This window comes from Vogesella fluminis (assembly GCF_014652335.1).
Taxonomy (GTDB): Bacteria; Pseudomonadota; Gammaproteobacteria; order Burkholderiales; family Chromobacteriaceae; genus Vogesella; species Vogesella fluminis.
Genome location: NZ_BMYP01000013.1, coordinates 1 through 21,846 on the forward strand (window position 1 = coordinate 1; position 21,846 = coordinate 21,846).

General features: G+C 64.4%; 22 protein-coding genes and 1 tRNA gene. 11 read left to right on the forward strand and 12 right to left on the reverse strand.

The genetic code is table 11. From position 1 onward, the window contains the following. Positions 1–108: 108 nt before the first annotated feature. Positions 109–184, reverse strand: a tRNA-Asn gene (locus IE083_RS06655). A gap of 89 nt (positions 185–273) precedes the next feature. Further along, the gene (locus IE083_RS06660) at positions 274–3,213 is read right to left on the reverse strand and encodes an Rne/Rng family ribonuclease (protein WP_189352837.1); all 2,940 of its coding nucleotides are present in this window, start codon (positions 3,211–3,213) and stop codon (positions 274–276) included. Between the two features lie 513 nt (positions 3,214–3,726). Here IE083_RS06660 and IE083_RS06665 point away from each other — a divergent pair. Genes IE083_RS06665 through IE083_RS06700 form a run of 8 tightly spaced genes read left to right on the forward strand, consistent with a single transcriptional unit; the run spans position 3,727 to position 9,666 of the window. Continuing rightward, complete coding sequence (locus IE083_RS06665) at positions 3,727–4,668, forward strand: RluA family pseudouridine synthase (protein ID WP_189352838.1); 942 nt, start codon at positions 3,727–3,729, stop codon at positions 4,666–4,668. Next, on the forward strand, positions 4,665–5,324 hold the full coding sequence (locus IE083_RS06670) for an HAD-IA family hydrolase (protein ID WP_189352839.1): 660 nt from the start codon (positions 4,665–4,667) through the stop codon (positions 5,322–5,324). The genes IE083_RS06665 and IE083_RS06670 overlap by 4 nt, the downstream gene beginning before the upstream one ends. Continuing rightward, positions 5,300–5,740, forward strand: coding sequence for a Rieske (2Fe-2S) protein (locus IE083_RS06675; protein ID WP_189352840.1), 441 nt, complete (start codon positions 5,300–5,302; stop codon positions 5,738–5,740). Before IE083_RS06670 ends, IE083_RS06675 begins: the two co-directional genes overlap by 25 nt. Continuing rightward, on the forward strand, positions 5,707–6,639 hold the full coding sequence (locus IE083_RS06680) for a S49 family peptidase (RefSeq protein ID WP_189352841.1): 933 nt from the start codon (positions 5,707–5,709) through the stop codon (positions 6,637–6,639). Before IE083_RS06675 ends, IE083_RS06680 begins: the two co-directional genes overlap by 34 nt. A gap of 19 nt (positions 6,640–6,658) precedes the next feature. Then, on the forward strand, positions 6,659–7,480 hold the full coding sequence (motD, locus tag IE083_RS06685; RefSeq protein WP_189352842.1) for a flagellar motor protein MotD: 822 nt from the start codon (positions 6,659–6,661) through the stop codon (positions 7,478–7,480). 28 nt (positions 7,481–7,508) lie between these two features. Continuing rightward, positions 7,509–8,099, forward strand: a complete 591-nt coding sequence (locus IE083_RS06690) for a malonic semialdehyde reductase (RefSeq protein ID WP_189352843.1) — start codon at positions 7,509–7,511, stop codon at positions 8,097–8,099. A 42-nt stretch (positions 8,100–8,141) separates the two neighbouring features. Then, complete coding sequence (locus tag IE083_RS06695; protein ID WP_189352844.1) at positions 8,142–9,170, forward strand: quinone-dependent dihydroorotate dehydrogenase; 1,029 nt, start codon at positions 8,142–8,144, stop codon at positions 9,168–9,170. Positions 9,171–9,195: 25 nt separating this feature from the next. Beyond that, positions 9,196–9,666, forward strand: a complete 471-nt coding sequence (locus tag IE083_RS06700; RefSeq protein ID WP_189352845.1) for an outer membrane lipoprotein — start codon at positions 9,196–9,198, stop codon at positions 9,664–9,666. A gap of 310 nt (positions 9,667–9,976) precedes the next feature. Here IE083_RS06700 and IE083_RS06705 read toward each other — a convergent pair whose 3' ends face one another. The 4 genes from IE083_RS06705 to radC all read right to left on the reverse strand — a co-directional run bounded on the left by IE083_RS06705 (position 9,977) and on the right by radC (position 12,496). Next, positions 9,977–10,351 carry an oxidoreductase gene (locus IE083_RS06705; protein WP_189352846.1) on the reverse strand — a complete coding sequence of 125 codons (375 nt, stop codon included), beginning with the start codon at positions 10,349–10,351 and terminating at the stop codon, positions 9,977–9,979. Positions 10,352–10,433: 82 nt separating this feature from the next. Next, positions 10,434–11,339 carry a ribokinase gene (gene rbsK / locus IE083_RS06710; protein WP_189352847.1) on the reverse strand — a complete coding sequence of 302 codons (906 nt, stop codon included), beginning with the start codon at positions 11,337–11,339 and terminating at the stop codon, positions 10,434–10,436. A gap of 125 nt (positions 11,340–11,464) precedes the next feature. Then, positions 11,465–11,716: a hypothetical protein gene (locus tag IE083_RS06715; RefSeq protein ID WP_047965788.1), complete on the reverse strand. Its 252-nt coding sequence runs from the start codon at positions 11,714–11,716 to the stop codon at positions 11,465–11,467. A gap of 105 nt (positions 11,717–11,821) precedes the next feature. Further along, positions 11,822–12,496, reverse strand: a complete 675-nt coding sequence (gene radC / locus IE083_RS06720; RefSeq protein ID WP_189352848.1) for a RadC family protein — start codon at positions 12,494–12,496, stop codon at positions 11,822–11,824. 152 nt (positions 12,497–12,648) lie between these two features. Here radC and coaBC point away from each other — a divergent pair, with 152 nt between their 5' ends. Then, a complete protein-coding gene (gene coaBC / locus IE083_RS06725) occupies positions 12,649–13,821 on the forward strand; it encodes a bifunctional phosphopantothenoylcysteine decarboxylase/phosphopantothenate--cysteine ligase CoaBC (protein WP_189352849.1) in 1,173 nt (390 codons plus the stop codon). Positions 13,822–13,893: 72 nt separating this feature from the next. Then, positions 13,894–14,346, forward strand: a complete 453-nt coding sequence (dut, locus tag IE083_RS06730; protein WP_047965624.1) for a dUTP diphosphatase — start codon at positions 13,894–13,896, stop codon at positions 14,344–14,346. 232 nt (positions 14,347–14,578) lie between these two features. On the opposite strand, the gene IE083_RS06735 is transcribed toward dut, so the two are convergent. Next, positions 14,579–15,367, reverse strand: coding sequence for an AraC family transcriptional regulator (locus tag IE083_RS06735; protein ID WP_189352850.1), 789 nt, complete (start codon positions 15,365–15,367; stop codon positions 14,579–14,581). Positions 15,368–15,463: 96 nt separating this feature from the next. On the opposite strand from IE083_RS06735, the gene IE083_RS06740 reads away from it, so the two are divergent. After that, positions 15,464–16,357 (forward strand): DMT family transporter, encoded by an 894-nt coding sequence (locus IE083_RS06740; RefSeq protein WP_189352851.1) that lies wholly within the window; start codon positions 15,464–15,466, stop codon positions 16,355–16,357. Between the two features lie 226 nt (positions 16,358–16,583). Here the strand turns inward: IE083_RS06740 and IE083_RS06745 are convergent, their stop codons facing one another. The 5 genes from IE083_RS06745 to IE083_RS06765 all read right to left on the reverse strand — a co-directional run bounded on the left by IE083_RS06745 (position 16,584) and on the right by IE083_RS06765 (position 21,801). Beyond that, complete coding sequence (locus IE083_RS06745) at positions 16,584–17,396, reverse strand: TOBE domain-containing protein (protein WP_189352852.1); 813 nt, start codon at positions 17,394–17,396, stop codon at positions 16,584–16,586. A 167-nt stretch (positions 17,397–17,563) separates the two neighbouring features. Then, entirely contained in the window at positions 17,564–18,298 is a 735-nt protein-coding gene (locus IE083_RS06750) for an ATP-binding cassette domain-containing protein (RefSeq protein ID WP_189352853.1), read from the reverse strand. 12 nt (positions 18,299–18,310) lie between these two features. After that, positions 18,311–18,982 (reverse strand): molybdate ABC transporter permease subunit, encoded by a 672-nt coding sequence (gene modB / locus IE083_RS06755; protein ID WP_189352854.1) that lies wholly within the window; start codon positions 18,980–18,982, stop codon positions 18,311–18,313. 23 nt (positions 18,983–19,005) lie between these two features. After that, on the reverse strand, positions 19,006–19,758 hold the full coding sequence (gene modA / locus IE083_RS06760) for a molybdate ABC transporter substrate-binding protein (RefSeq protein WP_189352855.1): 753 nt from the start codon (positions 19,756–19,758) through the stop codon (positions 19,006–19,008). Positions 19,759–19,830: 72 nt separating this feature from the next. Then, a complete protein-coding gene (locus IE083_RS06765; protein ID WP_189352856.1) occupies positions 19,831–21,801 on the reverse strand; it encodes a monovalent cation:proton antiporter family protein in 1,971 nt (656 codons plus the stop codon). Positions 21,802–21,846 lie beyond the last annotated feature (45 nt).

Here is a 21,846-nt window from a genome sequence, read left to right on the forward strand (position 1 = left end):
CTGATTTGCCTGGTCAAATTTGGGCGCTGTTTGCTGGTCAAAATTCGACGCTGATTGACAGTCAGAAACGAAAAACGCCGCGAACCAGTGGTTCGCAGCGTAGATTCTTGGCTCCCCGACCTGGACTCGAACCAGGGACCTGCGGATTAACAGTCCGTCGCTCTACCGACTGAGCTATCAGGGAATTGCCTAAAGAGGTGCGCAGTTTAGACAGCGATCGCCGATTCGTCAAGCCCGAAAAAAGAATTTTCCGGGCTTGACGTCCGCATCAACTTAGGCATCCGGGCTAGCCGGGGCTTGAGTCTGCACCTGAACCAGTTCGACAGGCGCCTCGCCGTCTTCCGCCTGGCGCACCACCTCACGACGACGCTTACCCTTCAGCACCGGCTCAGGTTGCACCACTTCCGGCAGCTCGCTGGCGGCACGGGTTGTCACCATCACCAGACCGGCTGTCGCAGCGGCATCGGCCACCGCTACTGGCGTCGGCTCGACCACTACTGCGGCCACTGGCGCCGGCACGTCCTCGACCGCAGCGGCCTCGGCAACGGCTTCGGTTACGACCTCGGCAGGCACTTCCGCCACCGGCTCGGACACCACTTCCGCCACTTCCGCAACGTTGGCCGCAGGCTCTGGCTGGATTTCGGCGACAGGCGCCGCCTCGTCAAGCGCAGGCGCTACCACCTCGGCGGTAACCAGTTCCGGCGCAGCCGGCTCGGTGATTGCCACCACGACGGCTTCGACAACTTCGGCTTCCGCCACTTCAAGCGCAGCAACCGGCTGTGCCGCTTCCTCGGCCGCCACTGGCGCCGCCTCGGCCACGACTACGGCATCGGCCACCACCTCGGTCGCCTGCTGTTCGGCAGACGCTTCGGCACCGGCTTCACCGGCTACGGCCGTGTCATCACGACGGTCACGACGGCTGCGACGGCGACGACGCTCGCGTGGCTCGCGCGCTTCGCGCTCGCTCTGCTCCGGCGCAACCGCAGCCTCTGTCACCACCACATCCGCCACCACGGCATCGACAGCTGGCTGCTCGGTTTCCAGCTCCGGCGCCTGCACCTCCTGCTGTTCCTTGGCGACACGCTGTTGCTCTCGTTCGCGGCGACGCTCATTGCGCTGATTGTCGCGCTGCTCTTTTACCGCACCATCGGCTGCGGCATCGCTGCGCGCTACCATTGCATTCACGTTATCGCGTGGTTCACGCGGTTCGCGTTCGCGTTCGCGTTCGCGTTCGCGTTCGCGTTCGCGTTCACGGCGCGGCGCACGCTCGGCACGGGCCGGCGCCTGACCTTCTTCGCGCACCTCGTTGCGACGATTGTCGTTGCGTGGCTGGCGTTCCTGGCGTTCGGCACGGCCTTCGCCCGGCGTGCGCTCTTCCCGCTCGCGACGGCCATTGCCATTGCTGCGGCGCTCGCCGTTGCGCTGGCGCGGATTGCGCGCTTCACGCTGCGGACGCTTCTCTTCGACCACCGGCTTGGTTTTGCTCACCTGCGGCTCCGGCGACAGCACCGACTTGAACCAGCCAACCACACGCGCCAGCAGGCCCTGCTCGGCAACCACCACCGGGGCGGCGGCGACCGGCGTCACCGGTTCGGCGGCCTGCGGTGCCGGCTGGGCCGGGGTCACACCCTTGACCGCGGCTTCCTGGCGCTCCAGCTTCGGCTTTTCCTGGCCGAACGGGTGCGAGGTGTCTTCTTCCGGCATTTCGACGCGCTGATAGCTCGGGGCATCGCCCACTTCCGCCAGATCGTCGTGGCGTACGCGCACGATCTTGTAATGCGGGGTTTCCAGGTGCAGGTTAGGAATCAGCACCACCGCCACGTCCAGACGCGCCTCGATGGAGTAGATTTCGGCACGCTTCTCGTTGAGCAGGAAAGTGGCCACATCGACCGGTACCTGCGCGTGTACCGCGCCGGTGTTTTCCTTCATCGCCTCTTCCTGGATGATGCGCAGAATGTGCAGCGCGGAGGATTCGATGCCGCGGATGAAGCCGATACCGTGGCAGCGCGGGCAGGCTTCGTGACTGGTTTCACCCAGGCTAGGCTGCAGACGCTGACGCGACAATTCCAGCAGGCCGAAACGCGACAGCTTGCCCATCTGCACGCGGGCGCGGTCGTGCTTCAGCACATCGCGCAGACGGTTTTCCACGTCACGCTGGTTCTTCTGGCTTTCCATGTCGATGAAATCGATCACGATCAGGCCACCCAGGTCGCGCAGGCGCAGCTGGCGGGCGATTTCTTCCGCCGCTTCCAGGTTGGTGCGGAATGCGGTGTCCTCGATGTCGGAACCCTTGGTGGCACGCGCCGAGTTGACGTCGACCGACACCAGCGCCTCGGTGTGATCGATGACGATGGCACCGCCGGATGGCAGGGTCACGGCGCGGGAGAATGCGGTTTCGATCTGGTGTTCGATCTGGAAGCGCGAGAACAGCGGCACCGGGTCTTTGTACAGCTTCACGCGGCCAACGTTGTTGGGCATCACGTGGCTCATGAACTGGCGGGCCTGTTCGTAGATTTCTTCGGTGTCGATCAGGATTTCGCCGATGTCGGGCTGGTAGTAGTCGCGGATGGCGCGGATCACCAGGCTGCCTTCCTGCAGGATCAGGAACGGCGCGGCCTGGGCGCCGGCAGCGCTGTCAACCGCGCGCCACAGTTGCAGCAGGTAGTTCAGGTCCCACTGCAGCTCTTCCAGCGAACGGCCGATGCCGGCGGTGCGCGCGATCAGGCTCATGCCGCCCGGCACTTCCAGTTGCGACAGCAGGTCTTTCAGTTCCTGACGCTCCTCGCCCTCAATGCGGCGCGACACGCCACCGCCGCGCGGGTTGTTCGGCATCAGCACCACGTAGCGACCGGCCAGACTGACGTAGGTGGTCAGCGCGGCGCCCTTGTTGCCACGCTCGTCCTTCTCGACTTGCACGACAACCTGCATGCCTTCGCGCAGCACGTCCTGGATACGCGGACGGCCGCCTTCGTGCTGCTGGAAATAGCTGCGGGAGACTTCCTTGAACGGCAGGAAACCGTGACGGTCGGTGCCGTAGTCGACAAAACATGCCTCCAGCGACGGCTCGATCCGGGTGATGGTGCCCTTGTAGATGTTGCCCTTGCGCTGTTCCTTACCGACGGTTTCGATATCGAGGTCGATGAGCTTTTGCCCGTCAACGATAGCGACACGCAGTTCTTCTGCCTGTGTCGCATTAAAAAGCATGCGTTTCATTAATATTTCCCTACGCGTGCACTCACGCTAGGGGCACAGCAAGTATTTGACGGCTCAATGAGTGTAATGAGCGCATGCCGTTTAAGAAGTGTCGGAGTAAAGAGCAACTGAACTGCGATAGAGTCAAGCCAACTTCTTGTTCTGCACGCGGCCCCTGCTGCGCCATGCTTCGGCGCTTACCAGACCCACCCTGCCTTGGCGGCAGGATAGGCAAAACCGGGTGGCCACGTCGGGTCAAATTTTGCTGCGAAGCCTCGGGGCGGGCCTTATCGCCCCGAAAGCGGGAAACTGGCGTGAGTGCGTCATGCATCCAAATGCATTAACATCGCTACTTCGGGGTGAGCGAGATAACCATGGCTGCGCCCGGTGCAACCGGCGTCAGGTCAGGACCAATGTCCTGCCGGCCGGTTTTTGTTGCGCAGCAGCGCCACAGGCAGTATTGTCTGCGACCCATTTCCGGTGTGCTACACATCGCATTATTTCAGGCGAAGGAGCCAACGGAGTATAAGCAATATGACTGACATTCGCAAAGATTCCGTTACATTCATCACCGTCGACGAAAACGGTGCCGACCAGCGCCTGGACAACTACCTGACGCGCCTGCTCAAGGGCGTGCCGAAAAGCCATATTTACCGCATCATTCGCTCCGGCGAGATCCGCGTGAACAAGGGCCGTGCCGACGCAATGCAGCGCCTGCAGCAAGGCGACGAACTGCGCATCCCGCCGATCCGCCTCGCCGCCAAGGCGAGTGACGGCCAGGTGGTGCCCGGCGCCCATTTCCCGATCGTGTACGAGGATGACGCGCTGTTGGTGATCAACAAGCCGGCCGGCGTGGCCGTGCACGGCGGCAGCGGCGTGTCGTTCGGCGTCATCGAGCAATTGCGCAAGGCGCGTCCGGACGCGCGCTACCTGGAGCTGGTGCACCGCCTCGACCGCGAGACCTCCGGGCTGCTGATGATCGCCAAGAAGCGCTCGGCGCTGGTCAAGCTGCACGAGATGATCCGCAACGACGTGCCGCAAAAGCGCTACTTCGCACTGGCGCTGGGCCAATGGCCGGACAAGATCCGCCACGTGAAGCTGCCGCTGCACCGCTTCCACACCCCGAGCGGCGAGCGCATGGTGCGCGTCGACGAGACGCTGGGCATCTACGCGCATACCATTTTCACGGTGCAGCAGCGCTATCGCGACTTCACGCTGCTGGAGGCGCTGCTGCGCACCGGCCGCACTCACCAGATCCGCGTGCACATGCAGGCCAACGGCTGCCCGATTGCCGGCGACGAAAAATACGGCGATTTCAGCGCCAACCGCGAGTTGCAACGCCACGGTCTGAAGCGCATGTTCCTGCATGCGGCCAACCTGGTGCTGCCGCACCCGCTCACCGGCGAGGAGCTGCAACTGCAGGCACCGCTGCCGCCCGAACTGACCCGCTTTCTGGATACCCTGCCCCAATCATGACTACCCGTTTCGATCTGATCGTGTTCGACTGGGACGGAACCCTGATGGATTCCACCGCCCACATCACCCGCTCCATCCAGGCCGCCTGCCAGGACCTTGGCCTGCCTATCCCGCCGCGCGAGCGCGCCAGCCACGTGATCGGCCTCGGCCTGGTCGACGCCATGCGCGTGGTGTGTCCGGGCCTGCCGGAGCCGCGCCACCAGGACATGGTGCAGGCCTACCGCCACCACTATCTGGCCGGTGACGAGACCATTGAGCTGTTCGATGGTGTGGCCGAAGGCCTGGCCGCACTGGAAGAGGCCGGCTACTTGCTGGCGGTAGCCACCGGCAAGAGCCGCGTCGGTCTGGACCGCGCGCTGAACGTCACCGGTCTGACATCGCACTTCCTCGCCACCCGCACCGTCGACGAGTGCCATTCCAAACCGCATCCGCAGATGCTGCTGGATATTACCGAACAGCTGGGGGTAGCGCCGCAGCGCACGCTGATGGTCGGCGACACCACCCACGACCTGCAGATGGCGCTCAATGCCGCCACCCTCAGCGTCGGTGTCAGCTACGGCGCGCATCCGGTGGAAGATCTGCTCGACTGCGAACCACTGGCGATTTTCGATGTCTTTGACGATCTGCAGCAATGGCTGATCCGGCAGCGCAGCTGATCTGCAACACCGATGCCCTGCAGGATGGCGGCAAGGGCGTGCGCTTCGAGATCCGGTGGCACGGCGAGACGGCAGCCGCATTTGTCATTCGTCATGGCGGCGTGGTATACGGCTACCTCAACCGTTGCCGTCACGTACCGGTGGAGCTGGACTGGCAGGCAGGCCGCTTCTTCGACGGCGATGGCGACTACCTGGTCTGCAGCATGCACGGCGCGCTGTATCTGCCGGACAACGGCTACTGTGTTGCCGGCCCCTGCCGCGGACTATCATTGCAGTCGCTCGCAATCATCGAGCGCGAGGGTCGGATATACTATTTGCTTTGCCGCAAGCCGGCGGCGCCTGACGCGCCTTGCGGCCAACGTTGCGCAAGATTGAGGCAAGCATGGAACAAGAACCCAGATGGGAGCGCCAGCTGATTGAAAAGCTGGCCGGTGCGGCACTGCTGGAACAGAAACGCACCCGCCAGTGGAAGACCTTCTTCCGGCTGGCGTGGCTGTTGCTGATCGGCACGCTGCTGACGATGTTTTTCTGGCAGGACGAACAGGACGGCGGCAAGTTGGGCGGCAAGCACACCGCGGTGGTTTCGCTGGAAGGCGTCATCGACAGCGACAGCAATGCCAGCGGCCGGCTGCTGGAAGGTCTGGAGCACGCCTACAACGACCGCAACACCAAGGGCATCATCATCCGTGCCAACAGCCCCGGCGGCAGCCCGGTGCTGTCCGGCATCGCCAATGACGAAATCCGCCGCCTGAAAAAACTGCACCCTGCCATTTCGCTGCACGTGGTGGTGGAAGAAGTGTGCGCCTCCGGCTGCTACTACATCGCCGCCGCTGCCGACAGGATCCACGTCGACAAGGCCAGCATCATCGGCTCCATCGGCGTGGTGTCGGACGGCTTTGGCTTCGACAAGGCGATCGAGCGGCTCGGCATCGAGCGCCGGCTGACCACCGCCGGCAGCAACAAGGCGATGAACGACCCGTTCTCGCCGCGCGACCCGCAGCAACAGGCCATCCACCAGTCGCTGCTCGATGAAATCCACCAGCAGTTCATTGCAGTGGTGAAACAGGGGCGCGGCAGCCGGCTGAAGGCCGACGCCGAGGTCTTCAGCGGCCGGGTATGGCTGGGCAGCGGCAGCATTGCGCTGGGGCTGGCCGATGACCTGGGTTCGGTCGGATCGGTAGCCCGCGAGCAGATCCGGGCCGAAGAACTGGTCGATTTTACCCCCGGCGACGACCTGGCCAGCCGCTTTGCCAAGCGCATCGGCGTGAGCTTTGCCGGCAGCATCCGCGCACTATTCGACAGCCGCTTTTTCTGACCCGGAATACGGAGCATTCATGGCACGACGCCGCAAACAGGAAGAAGTCCACGAAAACCACGAACGCTGGCTGGTTTCCTACGCCGACTTCATCACCCTGCTGTTTGCCTTCTTCGTCGTGATGTACGCCATTTCGCAGGTCAACGAAGGCAAATACCGGGTGCTGTCGACGTCGATGATCGACGCCTTCCGCAGCGGCAACCTGGCAATCCAGGCCACGCCGCCGTCCGGCAGTGCCAACACCATGATCGAGATTCCCGATACCAAGCCGATCGCCACCGCGGTCGAGGGCCAGCAGCGCTTACAGGAACGCGCGCGCCTGAAACAGCTGGCCGACGACATCGGCAAGAGCTTGGCGCCACTGATGCAGGGCGGCCAGGTCAGCATGCGCCAGGACGACGAAGGCATCCACATCGAAATCAAGGACACCGCGCTGTTCCCGGTCGGGCAGGCACTGCCAACCGGCAACTCGCCACAGATTCTGTCGGCGGTAGCGCAGCAGCTGGCGCAGGTGTCGAACGAGGTGCGGGTGGAAGGCTTTACCGACAACATCCCGATCCGCAATGCCTTTTTCCCGTCCAACTGGGAACTGTCCGCCGCCCGCGCCGGCAGCATCGTGCGCCTGTTCATGGAAAACGGCATTGCACCGGAACGGCTGGTGGCCATTGGCCGCGCCGAAACCATGCCGGCAGCCGACAACGCCTCCGCCGATGGCCGCGCCCGCAACCGCCGCGTGGCAATCACCATCATTGCCAAGACCAGCGGCAAGAGCGAGGACATCGCCGCCGCGACCGCCGCACAGCCAGGCAAGCTGCTGCCGACCTCGGCCACCGCTCCCTGAAACACCGCCAGGTAGAGAGACCCTCCGCATGAGCACGCCAATCAGCCACGCCGCCCTGGAACAGCTGTTCCTCAATGCCCGCACGCACAGCAGCTGGCAAGACCGTCCGGTCAGCACGGAAACCCTGCACCAGCTGTTCGAGCTGATGAAAATGGCGCCGACCAGCGCCAACTGCTCGCCGGCCCGCCTGGTGTTCGTCGCATCGCCGGAAGCCAAGGCCAGGCTCAAGCCCTGCCTGTCGGAAGGCAACCGCGACAAGACCATGGCTGCACCGGTCACCGTGATTGTGGCCATGGACCTGCAGTTCTACGAACAACTGCCGCGCCTGTTCCCGCACACCGACGCCCGCAGCTGGTTTGCCGGCAACGACGCCGCCATCCAGTCCACCGCCATGCGCAACAGCTCGCTGCAGGGCGCCTACCTGATCATGGCCGCGCGTGCACTGGGGCTGGACTGCGGCCCGATGTCCGGCTTCGACAACGCCACCGTGGACGCCGCCTTCTTCCCGCAAGGCACCATCAAGAGCAACTTCCTGATCAATCTCGGCTACGGCGATGCCAGCAAGCTGCCCCCGCGCGCGCCGCGCCTCGGCTTTGACGACGCCTGCCGTATCCTTTAACCCTGTTGTGGCGCAGGCTGCGCCCGCACCTCGGAGAAACCCATGCTTTACCCGCTGTTACGCCCCTTGCTGTTCCGCACCGATGCCGAATCCGCGCACGAAACCACCCTGTCGCTGCTGGATACCGCGTATCGCCTGCAATTGACCGGCTTGCTCAGCCGCAAGGTTGGCCGCAATCCGGTAAAAGCCATGGGCCTGACCTTCCCCAATCCGGTCGGCCTCGCCGCCGGTCTGGACAAGAACGGCGACCACATCGACGCCCTCGCCGCGCTCGGCTTCGGCTTCATCGAGATCGGCACCGTGACGCCGCGCCCGCAGGACGGCAACCCCAAGCCGCGCCTGTTCCGCGTGCCGGAGCACGAAGGCATCATCAACCGCATGGGCTTCAACAACAAGGGCGTCGACGCACTGCTGGAGAACGTGCGCAACAGCCGCTTCCAGGGCATCCTCGGCATCAATATCGGCAAGAACGCCAGCACGCCGATCGAGCACGCCAAAGATGATTACCTGGCCTGCCTCGACAAGGTGTACGAGTGCGCCAGCTACGTCACCGTCAATATCTCGTCACCCAACACCAAGAACTTGCGCCAGCTGCAGCAGTCCGATGAACTGGGCGAGTTGCTCTGCGCGCTTAAGAACCGCCAGTCGCGACTGGCCGACCAGCACGGCCGCTACGTGCCGCTGGCGGTGAAGATCGCACCGGATCTGGACACGGAACAGACGCAGGAGATCGCCCGCCTGCTGACCGAACACCGGCTGGACGCGGTGATCGCCACCAATACCACGCTGTCGCGCAGCGAGATCGCCGGCCATCCGCTGCAAGACGAGGCCGGCGGCCTGTCCGGCGCGCCGGTGCGTGAGCGCTCCACACAGCTGATCCGCAACCTGGCGCGGGCACTGGACGGCGCACTGCCCATCATCGGAGTCGGCGGCATCCTGTCCGGTGCCGACGCCCAGGAAAAAGTCAACGCCGGCGCCACACTGGTACAGCTGTACTCCGGCCTGATCTATCGCGGCCCGGGCCTGATCAGCGAATGTGCCGAAGCACTGCGCAGCAAGCACCACTGCTGACATACCGTACCTGAAAGGAAGCACCATGAAGCACAGACTACTGCAACTGGGCAGCATCGCCCTGCTGGCCGCCGGCCTTGCCTCCGGCTGCGCCAATACCTCCGACTCCGGCCAGATCTACAGCAAGGAGCAGATGCGCCAAGCGCATGTGGTCGAATTCGGCCAGGTAATCTCGGTCAAAAATGTGCTGATGGAAGGCAACCGCAACGAACTGCTGACCATGGGCGGCACCGCACTGGGTGGCCTGGCCGGCAGCAACGTCGGCAAGGGTAGCGGTGCCGTCGCCGGCGCCATCGTCGGCGCCATCGCCGGTGGGCTGGCGGCACAATCGGCACAGCAGACACTGAACACCAAGCCGGCGCTGGAAATCACGGTGAAACTGGATAACGGCGGCAAGATGCTGTCCATCGTGCAGGAAGCCGACGTGCCGTTCAGCCAGGGCCAGCGCGTGCGGGTGCTGAGCGGCGGCGGCACCACCCGTGTCAGCCCACTTTAGGGCCGCCTGTAAACACTTGTTTTGTCACGGCGCAGGCTGGAGAAACCTTCAAATGCAAGGCGGAGGGTGCCACGCTTGGTTATTCCAAGCACAAACCCGTCAACGCCGCAGTTGATGGCTTATCCGGCCTGCCCTTCGGGGCCGGTTTTGCCCGGCACACCCCCGACGTCGTCACGCCAGAAAAAATACCGCCCCGGGACACGGAGGCGGTATTTTTTTGCGCCCTCCCCGGAGCGGGAAACAGGCTGGATCGGCTACAGCAGAGCGTGAACACACACCAGGCTGCCATTACCCCGCATGATAACCACGCTCAATAGGACAGCAACTCGTGACGGGTCGGCACCAGCATGCCTGCTGATAATGACATCATCAATATGACGACACGCTCATGCATGATCACGGTATGGGCGTTACCAGCAAACTGCATGAAACGGCGCAGATCCTCACGGACTTTGCGCGAGCCGCTGAGGTCGATGATGATGTCGATGCGTTCGCCCTGCTCGGCCAGTTCGATGAAGTTGTCGGTAACTGGCACCCCCGCCTCGCGCGCCATCGCGACACCCGGCAACGCGAGATTCAGCTCCGCAACACCGACCAGTTCGATAAACGGTGCTGCCAGCAGTTGCTTGAGCAGCGGCGTCCCGGTTTCACCGGCCCCCACCATGGCAATGCGGATTTTATCCATTGTGACCTCCATGACAGCCTATGCATAAGGCATGAAAAGGTGCCACTCTAGCAACCCGCACAGGCAGATAAATTGCGCCAGATCAATTTCCTGCCGCATTTTGTGCCGCCAGGAAAGCCTGTAACGCGGCCAACGTCGGCATGCCGCCCTGGGCGCCGACCCGGGTCACCGCCAGCGCGCCGGCGGCGGCGGCCAGCCGCATCGCCGTTTCCACCCCCTGCGGCAGGAAGGCAGCCAGCGCGCCGTTGAAGGTGTCGCCGGCACCGGTGCTGTCCACCGCCGTCACCGCGAAGCCGCTCTGGTGGTGCAGGCTGCCGTCGGCGCGCGCGTGCCAGGCGCCCTGCTTGCCGTGCGTCATCACCACCTTACCCGGCAGCGCGGCCAGCAGCGTTTCGATGCTCTCGCCCTCGCGCCGCAGCAGCAGCGCCAGCTCGTGCTCGTTCGGCGTCAGCAAGGCTGCGCCGTCGATGATGTCCTGCGGCAGGGCCTGCGCCGGCGCCGGGTTGAGTATCACCGGCACGCGGTGGCGCGCCGCCAGCGCCAGCAGCGCGCGCACCGTCGGCAGCGGGATTTCCAGCTGCGTCAGGATCACGTCGGCGGCGGCGATGGTGGCCGCGGCGGCCTCGATATCGGCCGGCAACAGCTGGTGGTTGGCGCCGGGGATCACCACAATGTGGTTGTCGCCACCGCTGACGGTGATCACCGCCACGCCGCTGGCAACGCCGTCGGCCACGCCGACGTGGCGGGTGTCGATGCCCTCCGCCTGCAGCCCGGCCAGCAGCTCGCCGCCGAAGGCGTCGCGGCCAACCTTGCCCACCATGCTGACCTCGGCGCCCAGCCGCCGCGCCGCCACCGCCTGGTTGGCGCCCTTGCCGCCAGGCAGGGTCAGGAAGCGCTCGCCGGTGATGGTCTCGCCCGGCTGCGGAAAACGCGGCGCCAGCGCCACCAGATCCATATTGATGCTGCCTACCACCACCACCTTGCTCATACCCGGCCCTCGTGTGCTGTCGTTATCGAAAAGAGGCGCGCAGTATCGCCGCCATGAAAAAGGCTGCCAAGTACCCGCCACTCGGCGGACAGCTGGCAGCCCGGTGCCGCGCGGCCCGGCCGCGCTTAGTGCAGGCTGGTCTGCGACAGGAAACGGATGTAACCGACACTCTCCAGCCAGTAACCGCCATCGGACAGCGGCGTCGCCTCCTCCAGCTCGGCCACGGTCAGCGTGAACTCGCTGCCGTCGAGCGAGGCCTCCAGCGCCACGTCGTCTTCGTCGGCGTAGTCTTCCGAGGCGTACATGAATTCGGGCTTGATCAACTGGTTGTTGATCTGGATGTAGTCGGACTGATTCAGCAAGCGCAGGATGTTCATGATGGTCTCCTTGGTGCTGCCACGCTCCGTCACGAAAGGCGGGGCCGGGTTACATGCTACAAGCCATGACAAACTTTGCCGCAGCGTGCCGGTAGCCGCAGCCTGCTACATCCAGCCACGCTCCGCGAGGGATTCGGCGTGGCTGCCGGTGACCACAAAATGATCCAGTAAACTGATATCGACCAAGGCCAGCGCCTGCTTGAGGCTGGCCGTCAAAGCCCGGTCGGCGGCGGAGGGTTCCGCCACCCCGGACGGGTGGTTGTGCGCGACGATCACCGCGTGGGCATTGTGCTGCAGCGCGCGGCGCACGATTTCACGCGGGTAGACCCGGGTTTCGGTGAGGGTGCCCCTGAATAGTTCTTCGACCGCCAGAACCCGGTTTTGTGCCGTCAGGAACAGCGCCACGAACACCTCCACCTCGCGCACGCCGATCGCCAGCCGCAGGTACTGCCGCACCGCTTGCGGGCTGGACAGTGCATCGCCCAGCTGCATTTCCTCCGCCAGCACCCGCCGCGCCAGCTCCTTCACCGCCATGAACTGCGCGTACTTGGCCGGCCCCAGCCCGCTGCCGCGGACAAAATCGCCCGGCTCCGCCGCCAGCAGCTTGCCCAGACTGCCGAAGCGCTGGATCAGCTGCCGCCCCATATCCACCGCCGAGCAGCCGCGAATGCCGGTGCGCAGGAAAATGGCCAGCAACTCGGCATCGGACAGTACCGCCGGGCCGCGCTGCAACAGCTTTTCGCGCGGGCGTTCCGCTTCCGGCCAGTGGGCAATCGACATCGCAGACTCCTTATTGGGCTATAGCATGATATGTAGCAGGTTTTTAATGACGTATCACTATTATATGATGCCGCACGTGCATGCCGCGCTGCCGGCGACGGTGAATACGTTACAATTCGCGCTCTGTTGCCAACCAACACAAAGCCGAACCGATGACGCAAAAACGCATCCTGCTGGGCATTACCGGCGGTGTCGCCGCCTACAAGGCCGCCGAGCTGACCCGCCTGCTGGCCAAGGCCGGCCATCACGTCGAAGTGGTGATGAGCGAAGCCGCCACCCGCTTCGTGACGCCGCTGACCTTCCAGGCGCTGTCGGGCAATGCGGTGTACAGCGATGTGTGGGACAGCCGCCCGGACAACGCGATGGCGCACATCGAGATGTCGCGCCGCGCCGACGTGTTCGTGATCGTGCCGGCCACCGCCGACTGCCTGTTCAAGCTGGCGCACGGCGCCGCCAACGACCTGATCTCGACCATGGCCAGCGCGCGCACCTGCCCGCTGGTGGTGGTGCCGGCGATGAACCGCCAGATGTGGGACAACCCGCCCAACCTGCGCAACGTCGCCCAGCTGCAGGCCGACGGCGTGCAGGTGTGGGGCCCGGCGCACGGGGTGCAGGCCTGCGGCGAGACCGGCCCCGGCCGCATGCTGGAGCCGGAAGAAGTCTTCGACCTGCTGAACGGTTTCTTCGACGAGAAAGTGCTGGCCGGCAAGCGGGTGCTGCTCACCGCCGGGCCGACTTACGAGGCGATCGACACCGTGCGCGGCATCACCAACATCAGCTCCGGCAAGATGGGCTACGCGCTGGCCCGCGCCTGCCGCGACGCCGGCGCCGAGGTGACCCTGGTCTCCGGCCCCACCGCGCTGGCGGCGCCGCTGGGCGTGCGCCTGCTGCCGGTGCAAAGCGCCGGCGAGATGTACCAGGCGGTGCTGTCCGAGGTTGGCCGCAGCCAGGTGTTCATCAGCGTCGCCGCGGTCGCCGACTACCGCGTGAAGAACCGCAGCGAGCACAAGATCAAGAAGGGCGACGCACTGCCGGTGATCGAGCTGGAAGAAAATCCGGACATCCTCGCCACCGTCGCTAGCCTGCCGGCGGCGCCGTTCTGCGTCGGCTTCGCCGCCGAAAGCCAGAACCTGCTGCAGTTTGCCGACAGCAAGCGCCGCAAGAAAAAGGTGCCGCTGCTGGTCGCCAACCTGGCGCAGCAGGCAATGGGCAGCGACGACAACGAGGTCACCCTGCTCGACGACGCCGGCCAGCACCCGCTGCCGGCGATGGCCAAGGCCGAGGTGGCGCGCGCCATCGTCGCCCACCTGGCCCGCCTGCTCTGAAGCACAAGCCCACAAGGTTGGCCGCAGGCTGCGGCCAACCTTTTCCTTTTAGTCCATGAAACGAGTTAGCGCATGAAACCCACCATCGACGTTCAAATCCTCGACGCCCGCCTGAAGGACAACCTGCCGGCCTACGCCACCAGCGGCTCCGCCGGGCTGGACCTGCGCGCCGCCATCGACGCCGAGATGACCATCGTGCCCGGCCAGACGGTGCTGGTGCCGACCGGCATGGCCATCCACCTGGCCGACCCCAAGCTGGCGGCGATGATCCTGCCGCGCTCCGGCCTCGGCCACAAGCACGGCATCGTGCTGGGCAACCTCACCGGCCTGATCGATTCCGACTACCAGGGCCAGCTGTTCGTGTCGGTATGGAACCGCGGTGACAGCGACTTCGTGCTGAAGCCGCTGGAGCGCATCGCGCAGATGATCATCGTGCCGGTGGTACAGGTCGGCTTCAACATCGTCGACAGCTTCGACGCTTCCGAGCGCGGCGAAGGCGGCTTCGGCAGCACCGGCCGCAAGTAAGCTCGCCGTTAAAACGACTGCGGCCAACCTTGGTGACAAGGTTGGCCGCAATGTTTTGTGCGGAGAGGTTTTGTCGCGCACGCGCCGCCTCAGAACCTGTTCAAAGTCTCGCGAGCTAGAGCGAGACAAGGCGAAAACGGCTGAGGAAGCGGAGTTGACATGGGGTCAATGAGCATTCCGAAGCCGTTTTCAACGCCGTATCGCCGAAGCGCAGCAGACATTGAACAGGTTCTCAGCCCTCGCCGCGCATCTGCCGCCGATAGCGCTCCGGTGAAAAGCCGACCTGCTTGCCGAACATGGCGATGAACGCCGACGGCGTGCCGTAGCCCAGCTGCGCCGCGATATCCTGCACCGGCCAGCCCTCCTTCAGCCACGCCAGCGCCTGCAGCAGCCGCACACGGTTGCGCCACTGCACGAAGCTCATCCCCAGCTGCTGCTGGAAGCGCCGCGCCAGCGTGCGCTCGGTGCTGTGCACCCGCTGCGCCCAGCGGCCCAGCGTGGTGTTGTCGCCGGGCGTGGCGCGGATGGCGGCCAGTATCGGCTGCAGCTGGCGGTCGCTGCTGTCCGGCAGGTAGCTGTCGACGCTGCCGGCGCGCACCAGATGCTCGACCAGCAGCTCGGCCTGGCGCACGTCCCACGCGTCGCCCATCGCCGCCACCTCGCGCTGGCGGAAGTCCTCCAGCAAGGCGCGTACCAGCGGCGTCTGTTCAATCAAACAGACACGATCCGGCAGGCGCGCGGCCAGCGCCGGGCTGACGTACACCGACAGGTAGTCCATCGCCTGTCGCACGTGTGCGGCGTGCGCCATCTCGGCCGGCACCCACACCAGGTAATCGGCCGGCGCGATCAGCCGTCTGTCGTCCAGCACCAGTTCCAGCAGGCCGAGGCTGATGCGATTGATCTGGCCCCACGGATGGCGGTGCGGCTCGAAATCGGTATTGGCCATGAACTGCTCGTAGCGGAAGTACAGCGGCGCCGGCGGTGGCAGCTGCAGGTCGATGGCGGAGTAAGACGGCAGCATGTTGTCGGATTCGGCGCATGAGTTTGTCTGTTTTGCATTATAAGCAACAAAACAGACAGGCTTACACTGGCGCCATCTTGCCGCAGGAGCGTTGTCATGGCCGTACTGTTTCCCCTGCTGGCGGTGCTGATCTGGGCCGCCAACACCGTTGTTTCCAAGGCTGCCGCCGGCGTGTTCGACCCGGCCGCCATTTCCTTCTACCGCTGGCTGGTCGCCGCCGTGGTGCTGACGCCGCTGCTGGCGCGCCCGCTGTGGCGCCGCCGCGCCGAGCTGCGCCCGCACCTGCCGCAGCTGGCCGTGCTGGCGCTACTGGGCATGGTGATGTACCAGTGCCTGGCCTACTACGCCGCGCACAGCACCACCGCCACCAATATGGGCGTGATCTGTGCGCTGATCCCGTTGCTGGGGCTGCTGCTGAACGGCGTGGTGTTCCGCCAGCGCATCGCGCCGGCCGCCATGCTCGGCGTGGCGCTGTCGCTGGCCGGCGTGCTGTACCTGCTCGGCCACGGCGATCCGGCCAGCCTGCTGGCCGGCGGCATCAACCGTGGCGACGCGCTGATGCTGGTCGGTTCGGCGTCGTACGCGCTGTACGGCATCCTGTACAAGCGCTGGGCGCCGCCGTTCGGGCAGTGGCTGAACCTGTACGCCCAGGTGCTGCTGGCGGTGGCGATGCTGAGCCCGCTGGCCGCCAGCGCCGACAGCCTGGCCATCCCCGCCGCCGGCATCCCGCTGGTGCTGTTCGCCGGCATCGCCTCCTCCATCCTCGCCGCCTACTTCTGGATACGCGGCCTGCAGCAGCTGGGCAGCGAACGCACCGCCATCTTCATGAACCTGCTGCCGCTGTTTACCGCGCTGATCGCCAGCCTGCTGCTTGGCGAAACCATCCACGCCTACCACTGGCTGGGCGGCGGCCTGATCCTGCTCGGCGTCAGCCTGACCCAGGGCAGCCTCGCCCCGCTGTGGCGACGCTGGCGGCCGGCTCGGTGCTGAAGCGGCCCGGAGGTGAAAAAGCCTGCGGTGCAAACCGGCACCTCGCACCATCACCAGAAGCAGAACGGCCGCTCCGATACGGAGCGGCCAACCGGGGCCAAGACATCCGGTACCGGATCAGCAGCCGGAGACGCAGTATTTATCCGGACATGAACAAACAGGCCGAGGCTGTTTTTATCGCTGCAACCCCATTGATATCAGTCACAAACAGGTCGTGAGCAGGTTCTTATGCCGGAACGGCAACGATCACGCTGGATGCCTTGAAAATGGCTGCGGCCAACTTGCCAACAACCAGGCCAAGATTATTGCAACTGTCATTGGTCACAATGGCGGCAAGGCTGCCGCCGCCATCCAGGTCAAGCACCACCTCAGTATTCACCGCCCCCGGCTGTATCCGGGAAACCACCCCTTGCAGCCTGTTTCTGGCAGAGAAATGTGCGTCCGCATCATCGGTGACCACGATGATGGCGGAGGATTTGACCAGGGCAAAGGCTTCCGCTCCGGGTACCAACCCCAGGCTCTCCGTGCTCTCATGGGTGACAATGGCAATGATCGTCTGGCCCGTGGCCGTCCGCAGTTCGACTTCATCATTGACGGCACCTGTCTTGACGGCAGCCACCTTGCCGAGAAACTGGTTACGGGCGCTGGTTTTCATTGCCATCCTTCTGAGCAACAAGTAATCGTCGGCCAAGGCCTCTGCCTGCCGCGCCAGCTGACTGACAAATAGCTGGTGTTCATGCTGGATGGACTGGAAATTCTCCACCAGCTGCAATCCGCGCCGGGTCAGACGCGTACCGCCGCCGCCCTTGCCGCCGGCAAGCCTCTCTACCAGCGGCTCTCCCGCAAGATTATTCATCGTGTCGATGGCATCCCAGGCAGTCTTGTAGCTCATGCGGGCCGCCTTCGCCGCCTGGGTGATGGACCCGTATTCTGCGATCTTGGCCAATAGCGCCATGCGGTCGGCTCCGCCAAAGCTCTGACCATCAACCGTCATCCACACCGAGCCCTGCAGCTGGATTGTCTTATCAGTCACACTCATGTTTTGTACCAGTTAGTGGCAAGTTCAATCCGGGAAACAGACCCTGTTCCATTCCCGGCGTCCAGGTGAAAACGGCAGGCTTCCATCCTGTGCCCCACGCAAAACCGCAGCCAGACTGCATGGAAGCAGACGTTCAAGCAATGATCCCGGATCTCGGGAGGGGCTGTTTACCGGCAGATGGTGGTGTTCCCGCATGCAAGGGCCTCGCTGGCTGGCAAATGGCAGGCGGCCGTCTCCTGTGCATCCAGCCTGCCGTCGCGCAACTGGAAAACGTGATCACCAAATATCTCGACATCCTGCGGGTCGTGGGTAATCAGTACGATGGGAATTTGCAAGTGCTGCTGCAGGTCGCTCAGTTCCCGGCGCATGGTATGGCGGAGCGACAGGTCAAGTGCAGCAAACGGTTCGTCCAGCAGCAGGGCCCGTGGCCGGGCGACAATCGCCCTTGCCAGTGCCACGCGCTGGCGCTGCCCGCCGGACAGCTCGTCCGGCAACTGGTGCGCCATCGTTTCCAGGCCAAAAGCCCGCAGCCAGTATTCCACCGCATCGTGGCGCACCCCCGTACGCGGATTGAGCCAGCCCCGGCTCAGGCCGAATGCAATATTCTGGCGTACGTCCAGATGCGGGAACAGCGCATAGTCCTGGAACAGGTAGCCGACCTGGCGCGCCTGCGGTGCCAGGTTCACGCCGGCGCGCTGGTCAAAAAGGGTACGGCCATTCAGCCGGATATGACCGTGCTCCGGCCTGAGCAGGCCGGCAACTGCCTTTAGCGTCAGGCTCTTCCCTGCACCAGACGGCCCGTAAATCACGATGCGCTGGCTGCTGGACTGCAGTTGCAGGTTCAGCGCAAAGCTGCGACTGCCTGCCTGCAGTGTTTTACGGATATCAATGTCAAACAGCATGGGCAACCTCGTTCAGCGCCGTGCAATACGGCCGGGGGCCAGATGACCAGCCGTCAGGAGTACCGCCACACAGACTGCGGAAATGATATACACAAGGGTATTGGCCACATCATCCTGCCCTGCCTGCACCGCCTCATAGACCGCGATCGACAGAGTCTGGGTCTTGCCGGGGATACTGCCGGCCACCATCAGCGTGGCACCGAACTCGCCCAGGGCCCGGGCAAACGACAGCAGCACACCGGCAAGGATGCCACGCCACGCCAATGGCAGGGTCACCCGGAAAAAAACGGCCGTGTTGCTTGTTCCCAATACCCTGGCAGCCTGCTCAAGCTGGCCGTCAACCGACTCGAATGCCGCCCGTGCCGGCTTGAATACCAGCGGAAAGGCAACCACTGAAGCGGCGATCACGGCCCCTTGCCAGGTAAAAATCAGGTTGATGCCGAATTCTTCCAGCAACCATGTTCCCAGCGCGCTGCGCCGGCCCAGCAGTACCAGCAGGTAGTAGCCCAGCACCGTGGGGGGCAGCACCATCGGCAGCGTTAGCAGGGTGTCCAGCACATTGCGTCCCGGAAAGCTGGCCCTGGCCAGCAAAAAACCGACAGCGACCCCCAGTATGGTGGTCGCTGCAGCAGCCAGCCCTGCCACTTTCAGGGACAGGGCCAAGGCCATCCATACAGATTCCATGCGCGAGTTGCTCTCTGTACGGCTCAGGGCTTCCGGAAACCGTACTTGCCCAGCACGGACTGGCCCGCCGGGGACAGGACATAATCGACAAAGCTCTTGGCTTCCTTGGCGTTGGCGCTACCGGTGCTGATGGCAATCGGATAGCTGATCACTTCGTCAAGCGGTACGGTAAATGCCACCTTGACCTTGTCCGGCATCACTGCCGCATCGGTTGCATACACGAAACCGGCATCCACCTCGCCACGAGCCACATAATCCAGCGACTGGCGCACGTTCTGGGTATTGATTGCCTTGGCATTGACGGCAGACCATAGCTTGGCCGCTTCCAGTGCTGCCCGGGTGTAGCGCCCCGCCGGCACACTGGCGGGATTGCCGATCGCCACTTTGGCCACGCCGGCCTGAGTCAGGCCCTTGAGATTCCTGATGCCCGGTTTGCTGTCAAACGGTACCACCAGCACCAGCGAGTTACGGACAAAGTCACGCCGACCGTTGGCCGCCACCAGGCCCTGCCTGACAGCCTGGTCCATGGTTTCTTGGTCTGCCGATGCGAAGACATCGACCGGGGCGCCTTTGGACATCTGCTGCAGCAAGGCACCGGAGGCGCCAAAGTTGAGCAGTATCCTGGTACCAGGGTGTTTTGCCTCGAATGACTGGGCAACATCCTTGAACGCATTGGTCAGGCTGGCGGCTGCCGATACCGTGACATCACCCGCAACGGCAAGATTGCTGGCAATCAGTACCAGTGCGCCGGAAAGCAGTTTTGTGGCAAGTTTCATGACATGTTCCGGGTAATTTGCTACCCCGTTATATAATCATCTATATAGCGAAATATCAATACCCCGATAGCCTTAATCGCCCTGTAGCAGTAGCGCCTCCGCCTGCGCCAGTGCCGCCGGCCGGCCGAGCAACACCAGCACGTCGCCTTCCTGCAATTCCGAATCCGCCCCCACGTGGGCGAGGCGAACGTTGCGGCGGCGGATGCCGCGCACCCCGACACCGAGGCTGTCCAGCTTCACCCCGCCCAGCGGCATGCCTATAGCATGAGCACCGGCCACCAGCTGCACGCTGAGCAGGCGCGGCTGGTCGCTGTCGTCGATGCCGTCCAGCTCGTCGCTGGCGCCACGGAAGAAGCCGGTGAACAGGCTGTAGCGCTGTTCGCGCACCGCTCGGATGCGGCGCAGCACGCGGCTCATCGGCACCTCCATCACCATCAGCGCATGCGAAGCCAGCATCAGGCTGCCCTCCATCACCTCGGCCACCACCTCGTCGGCGCCGGCTTCGCGCAGGCGGGTGATGTCGGAGTCGTCGATGGTGCGCACGATCACCGGCAGGTCACGGCGCAGGTCGTGCACCATATGGATGATGCGCTCCGAGGCGTGGGTGTCGGCAAAGGTGATCACCACCGTCTTGGCGCGCATCGCGCCGGCAGCCATCAGCACCTCGCGCTTGGCGGCGTCGCCGAACACCACCGGATCGCCCGCCTCGCCCGCCTCGCGCACCCGCTCCGGGTCCATGTCCAGCGCAAAAAAGGAGATGCCCTCCGCCTCCAGCAGCCGCGCCAGCGACTGCCCGCTGCGGCCATAGCCGCAGATGATCACGTGCTCGTCCTTGGCCATGCTCTGCACCAGTATCTGGTGCAGATCCACCGCCTGCAGCGCCCAGTCCTGCCTGATCAGGCGGCTGCAGATGCGCTCGGCGTGCTGGATCAGGAACGGCGCCGCCAGCATCGACAGCACGATCGCGGCCAGCGCCGACTGCTCCACCGGCGACGAGATCAGGCCCAGATTGCCGGACAGCGCCAGCAGCACGAAGCCGAATTCACCGCCCTGCGCCAGCGCCAGCGCACCCTTCAGGCTATCCCTGGCACGCTGGCCGAACAGCCGCGCCAGCAGGAACACCACCGCCAGCTTGACCGGCAACAACAGCAGCAGCATCACGCCGATGTCGCCGGCACGGTCGAGCAGCACGCCGATGTCCAGCTTCATGCCGACGGTGACGAAGAAGAAGCCGAGCAGGATGTCGCGGAACGGCTTGATGTCCTCCTCCACCTGGAAGCGGTACTCCGTTTCCGAGATCAGCATGCCGGCGACGAAGGCGCCCAGCGCCAGCGACAGCCCGGCCAGCTGGGTGAGGAAGGCGATGCCCAGCGTCACCAGCAGCACGTTGATGGTGAACAGCTCGCCGGAACGCTGCCGCGCCACCAGGTGGAACCACGGCCGCATCAGGCGCTGGCCGAACACCAGCAGCAGGCTCATCACCGCCACCACCTTGAGCAGCGCGAGGCCCAGATCCGTCCACAGGCTGTCGGAGTTGGCCGCAAACGCCGGCAGCAGGATCAGCAGCGGCACCACCGCCAGGTCCTGGAACAGCAGCACGCCGATCGCCAGCTGGCCGTGCGGCTGCGCCATTTCCAGGCGCTCGGACAACAGCTTGCTGACGATGGCCGTCGACGACAGCGCCAGCGCGCCGCCGACGGCAAAGCCGGCCAGCGGGCTGCCGGTCAGCCGCCACACGATGGCACCGATCAGGAACAGCGTCAGCAGCACCTGCGCGAGGCCGATGCCGAACACCAGCTGCCGCATCGCCTTCAGCTTGGCCAGCGAGAACTCCAGCCCGATGGAGAACATCATGAACACGATGCCGATCTCACCGAGGAACTCGGTCTCCTCGCCCTGCGGGATCAGGCTCATCACGCCGGGGCCGGCCATGAAACCGACCACCAGGTAACCCAGCATGGGCGGTACGCGCAGACTGCGGCACGCGGTCACTGCCAGCACGGCGACCAGCAATACCAACACGATGGGAGACAGGGAGTGCATCGGAAAAACGGCTCCAGATAGGGGATTGAATGGCGCTCAAGCAAA

Bases quoted from the DNA above. Each gene is read 5' to 3' on its own strand.
- IE083_RS06740 (WP_189352851.1), top strand. From the start codon at position 15,464: ATGGCCGTACTGTTTCCCCTGCTGGCGGTGCTGATCTGGGCCGCCAAC.
- IE083_RS06735 (WP_189352850.1), bottom strand. From the start codon at position 15,367: ATGCTGCCGTCTTACTCCGCCATCGACCTGCAGCTGCCACCGCCGGCG.
- IE083_RS06680 (WP_189352841.1), top strand. From the start codon at position 5,707: ATGGAACAAGAACCCAGATGGGAGCGCCAGCTGATTGAAAAGCTGGCC.
- modB (WP_189352854.1), bottom strand. From the start codon at position 18,982: ATGGAATCTGTATGGATGGCCTTGGCCCTGTCCCTGAAAGTGGCAGGG.
- radC (WP_189352848.1), bottom strand. From the start codon at position 12,496: ATGTCGATTGCCCACTGGCCGGAAGCGGAACGCCCGCGCGAAAAGCTG.
- motD (WP_189352842.1), top strand. From the start codon at position 6,659: ATGGCACGACGCCGCAAACAGGAAGAAGTCCACGAAAACCACGAACGC.
- coaBC (WP_189352849.1), top strand. From the start codon at position 12,649: ATGACGCAAAAACGCATCCTGCTGGGCATTACCGGCGGTGTCGCCGCC.
- IE083_RS06750 (WP_189352853.1), bottom strand. From the start codon at position 18,298: ATGCTGTTTGACATTGATATCCGTAAAACACTGCAGGCAGGCAGTCGC.
- IE083_RS06690 (WP_189352843.1), top strand. From the start codon at position 7,509: ATGAGCACGCCAATCAGCCACGCCGCCCTGGAACAGCTGTTCCTCAAT.
- dut (WP_047965624.1), top strand. From the start codon at position 13,894: ATGAAACCCACCATCGACGTTCAAATCCTCGACGCCCGCCTGAAGGAC.
- IE083_RS06765 (WP_189352856.1), bottom strand. From the start codon at position 21,801: ATGCACTCCCTGTCTCCCATCGTGTTGGTATTGCTGGTCGCCGTGCTG.
- IE083_RS06695 (WP_189352844.1), top strand. From the start codon at position 8,142: ATGCTTTACCCGCTGTTACGCCCCTTGCTGTTCCGCACCGATGCCGAA.
- IE083_RS06745 (WP_189352852.1), bottom strand. From the start codon at position 17,396: ATGAGTGTGACTGATAAGACAATCCAGCTGCAGGGCTCGGTGTGGATG.
- IE083_RS06705 (WP_189352846.1), bottom strand. From the start codon at position 10,351: ATGGATAAAATCCGCATTGCCATGGTGGGGGCCGGTGAAACCGGGACG.
- IE083_RS06700 (WP_189352845.1), top strand. From the start codon at position 9,196: ATGAAGCACAGACTACTGCAACTGGGCAGCATCGCCCTGCTGGCCGCC.
- IE083_RS06670 (WP_189352839.1), top strand. From the start codon at position 4,665: ATGACTACCCGTTTCGATCTGATCGTGTTCGACTGGGACGGAACCCTG.
- rbsK (WP_189352847.1), bottom strand. From the start codon at position 11,339: ATGAGCAAGGTGGTGGTGGTAGGCAGCATCAATATGGATCTGGTGGCG.
- IE083_RS06660 (WP_189352837.1), bottom strand. From the start codon at position 3,213: ATGAAACGCATGCTTTTTAATGCGACACAGGCAGAAGAACTGCGTGTC.
- modA (WP_189352855.1), bottom strand. From the start codon at position 19,758: ATGAAACTTGCCACAAAACTGCTTTCCGGCGCACTGGTACTGATTGCC.
- IE083_RS06665 (WP_189352838.1), top strand. From the start codon at position 3,727: ATGACTGACATTCGCAAAGATTCCGTTACATTCATCACCGTCGACGAA.
- IE083_RS06715 (WP_047965788.1), bottom strand. From the start codon at position 11,716: ATGAACATCCTGCGCTTGCTGAATCAGTCCGACTACATCCAGATCAAC.
- IE083_RS06675 (WP_189352840.1), top strand. From the start codon at position 5,300: ATGGCTGATCCGGCAGCGCAGCTGATCTGCAACACCGATGCCCTGCAG.